The sequence below is a fragment of the Flavobacterium sedimenticola genome, from assembly GCF_030053345.1.
GTDB lineage: Bacteria > Bacteroidota > Bacteroidia > Flavobacteriales > Flavobacteriaceae > Flavobacterium > Flavobacterium sedimenticola.
In genome coordinates this window covers 1-3,600 of sequence record NZ_JASGBP010000018.1, presented here as the reverse complement: position 1 = coordinate 3,600, position 3,600 = coordinate 1, and the positions used below count along the sequence as shown (strand labels likewise).

The following is a 3,600-nucleotide window of genomic DNA, read 5'->3' as shown; positions in this document are numbered from 1 at the left end:
TCGGTTTCCGGGCGCAACTGGGTGGGGTATTGTCGTGAGCCTACATTCGAAGGGCCGACCAATCCGGTACTATTACCACCCCAACCCCATAGGGTACCATTGATTTTTAGAGCCAACGCAGCTCTAACGCCTGTAGCTTCAATTTGTACCCAATCGGTGTCAGTTCCTATTTGACCTGGAAGATATCGATTCGAACAGCAAGTTCCGTTTCCCATTTGATACGAATCGTTTTGTCCCCAACCCCATAAGCTTCCATTGGTTTTTAAGGCTATAGTAAAGTTATTAGTTGGTGATACTTGTAGCCAATTGCTCTCGGTTCCCATTTGAATTAATACATTAGAGTAATTAGGGCTACTTCCTATACCGAGTTGTCCGGTAGTGTTACTTCCGGCACACCATAAGGTTCCATCAGTTTTAAGAGCAAAAGTACTATACTGTCCACATGCTACCTTTTGCCAATTAGTAGCAGTTGTAATTTGAGTAGGTGTTAGTCTATCTATTTCTGTTCCATCACCTAACTGTCCGAAAGCAGAATTGGAACCCCATCCCCAAATGGTTCCGTTGGATTTAAGGCCAAAATTAAAATAATTTCCCGAAGAAATATCACTAAAACATTGGGCATTAATGCCAAGGGCATAACCTAAAAATCCTAATAGTAGTAGTTGTTTTTTCATCAATTGTGTTTCCTTTTATCTTGAGAAATATTTATTCTTTGACAAATTTTTCGCTAACCACCACCTTGCCATGAGCATGCAATACCAAAAGATACATCCCTTTGGGTAAGACTAGAGGAAGGGCAGCCTGCAACCGGCTACCCGCTACCGGGTTACTGCGATACACTACTTTGCCGGTCATATCATATATTGTCACCCCATTGACCATTTCACTGCCCCGATACGCAAACTGCAAAGTCTCACCCACCGGGTTGGGAGCAATCATCAGTTTTACGCTCTCAAAGTCTTCATGGCCCAGCGTACACCCCGGCACGGTGATGGCAGTAGGCAAACTCACGGTTGTCGTTCCGCCATTACCCAGTTGGCCAAAGTCATTTGACCCCCAGGTATAAATGGCACCATTAGCCTTTTGGGCTATGCCGTGATTAAATCCACCGGTTACCCTTATCCAGTCGGTATCGGTGCCTATTTGCACGGGCTGTGTTCGATTCGTGGTGGTACCGTCACCCACTTGTCCGGTATCATTACGCCCCCAACCCCACAGGGTGCCGTCACTCTGTATCCCATAGGAGGTGCTGTGTCCGGTACCGATATACACCCAGTTGGTATTGGTACCTACTTGTACCGGGGTATCTCTAAAGTAAGCCGCCGGAAAGGTATCCCCGGCCTGGCCTTGGCCACCGGCACCCCAGCCCCATAAAGTACCGTTAGTTTTCAGGGCCAAGGCATGGCCATTACCGGCGCTGATGGTGGCCCAATCGGTTTCAGGTCTAAGCTGGGTAGGGTATTGCCGTGAACCTACATTCGAGGGGCCTACCAATCCGGTACTGTTGCCGCCCCAGCCCCATAGGGTACCATTGCTTTTTAAGGCTAAAGCGGTACGAACAATTCCGGCAGTTTGAATGAGTACCCAATCGGTATCGGTACCAATTTGTCCAGGCGATAAGCGGTTACTGCAACAGGTACCGTTGCCCATCTGATAACTGTCATTTTGCCCCCAGCCCCATAGGGTTCCGTTGGACTTAAGAGCGATGGTAAACCCGTTACTGGCAGATACTTGGGTCCAATTGGTTGTTGCACCAACCTGAGCAAAAGTGTTAATATAGTTTATGGTGCTTCCTATACCCAATTGTCCAGTCGAATTATCCCCGGTTGCCCAAAGTGTCCCATTGGTTTTAAGGGCAAATGTATTATAAGGCCCGCAAACCGCTTGTTGCCAATCGGTAGCAGTATTAAGTTGTGTCGGATTGTAAAAATCAGCCTCACTGCCGTTACCCATTTGTCCGAAAACGGAAGAGCCCCAGCCCCATAGAGTACCATTGGGTTTAAGGCCTAAATTAAAATAATTCCCTGAACTGATACTGCTAAAACATTGGGCGTTAATGCCAAGGGCATAGCCTAAAAATCCTAATACGAGTAGTTGTTTTTTCATCAATTGCGTTTCCTTTTATCTTGAGAAATATTTATTCTTTGACAAATTTTTCGCTAACCACCACCTTGCCATGAGCATGCAATACCAAAAGATACATCCCTTTAGGTAAGACTAGAGGAAGGGCAGCCTGCAACCGGCTACCCGCTACCGGGTTACTGCGATACACTACTTTGCCGGTCATATCATATATTGTCACCCCATTGACCATTTCACTGCCCCGATACGCAAACTGCAAAGTCTCACGCACCGGGTTAGGGGAGATGACCATTTTTACCTCTTCAAAATCCTCAGTACCCAGCGTACACCCCGGCACGGTGATGGCAGTAGGCAAACTCACGGCTGTCGTTCCGCCATTACCCAGTTGGCCAAAGTCATTCGACCCCCAGGTATAAATGGCACCATTGGCCTTTTGAGCCATACCGTGAAACCAGCCACCGGTAACTCTTACCCAGTCGGTATCGGTACCTATTTGCACGGGTTGGGTTCTATTAGTGGTGGTACCGTCACCCACTTGTCCGGTATCATTACGCCCCCAGCCCCACAGGGTGCCGTCACTCTGTATCCCATAGGAGGTGCTGTGTCCGGTGCCTATATACACCCAGTTGGTATTGGTGCCTACTTGTACGGGGGTGTCCCTAAAGTAAGCCGCGGGAAAAGTATCTCCCGCCTGGCCTTGGCCACCGGCACCCCAGCCCCATAAAGTACCGTTAGTTTTAAGAGCCAAGGCATGTGCGTTACCCACACTAATGGTGGCCCAATCGGTTTCCGGGCGCAACTGGGTAGGGTATTGTCGTGAGCCTACATTCGAGGGGCCGACCAATCCGGTACTATTACCCCCCCAGCCCCATAAGGTCCCATTGCTTTTTAAGGCTAAAGCGGTACGAACAATTCCGGCAGTTTGAATGAGTACCCAATCGGTATCGGTACCAATTTGTCCAGGCGATAAGCGGTTACTGCAACAGGTACCGTTGCCCATCTGATAACTGTCATTTTGTCCCCAGCCCCATAGGGTTCCGTTGGTTTTAAGAGCGATGGTAAAGCCGTTACTGGCAGAAACTTGGGTCCAATTAGCATCGGTTCCCATTTGGGTAAAAGTGTTAAGATAGCTCACAGTGCTTCCTATACCCAATTGCCCGGTTGAGTTATCTCCGGTGCACCACATAGTCCCATTAGTTTTGATAGCAAAAGTATCATAAGGGCCACAAACTACTTGTTGCCAATCAGCCGTTGCAGTTATTTGTGTTGGGGTCCATTTATCAGTTTGGGTGCCATCACCTAACTGTCCGAAAGCAGAATTGGAACCCCAGCCCCATAGAGTACCATTGGGTTTTAGTCCTAAATTAAAATAATTCCCCGAAGAAATTTCGCTAAAGCATTGGGCGTTAAGGCCAAGGGCATAGCCTAAAAATCCTAATAGGAGTAGTTGTTTTTTCATCAATTGCGTTTCCTTTTATCTTGAGAAATATTTATTCTTTGACAAATTTTTCGCTAACC

General features: G+C 47.6%; 3 protein-coding genes. All 3 read right to left on the bottom strand.

Going from position 1 to position 3,600, the window contains the following annotated elements; genetic code table 11:
- The coding region (locus QHT84_RS14100) for an RCC1 domain-containing protein (RefSeq protein WP_407649255.1) at positions 1 to 674 on the bottom strand (674 nt) is incomplete at its 3' end.
- A 31-nt stretch (positions 675 to 705) separates the two neighbouring features.
- Positions 706 to 2,106 (bottom strand): T9SS type A sorting domain-containing protein, encoded by a 1,401-nt coding sequence (locus QHT84_RS14095; RefSeq protein WP_283240214.1) that lies wholly within the window; start codon positions 2,104 to 2,106, stop codon positions 706 to 708.
- A gap of 31 nt (positions 2,107 to 2,137) precedes the next feature.
- Positions 2,138 to 3,541, bottom strand: a complete 1,404-nt coding sequence (locus QHT84_RS14090) for a T9SS type A sorting domain-containing protein (RefSeq protein WP_283240213.1) — start codon at positions 3,539 to 3,541, stop codon at positions 2,138 to 2,140.
- Between the last annotated feature and the right edge of the window lie 59 nt (positions 3,542 to 3,600).

What these genes read in the sequence shown, in the direction of transcription:
- QHT84_RS14090 (WP_283240213.1), bottom strand. Translation starts at nt 3,541, where the DNA reads ATGAAAAAACAACTACTCCTATTAGGATTTTTAGGCTATGCCCTTGGC.
- QHT84_RS14095 (WP_283240214.1), bottom strand. Translation starts at nt 2,106, where the DNA reads ATGAAAAAACAACTACTCGTATTAGGATTTTTAGGCTATGCCCTTGGC.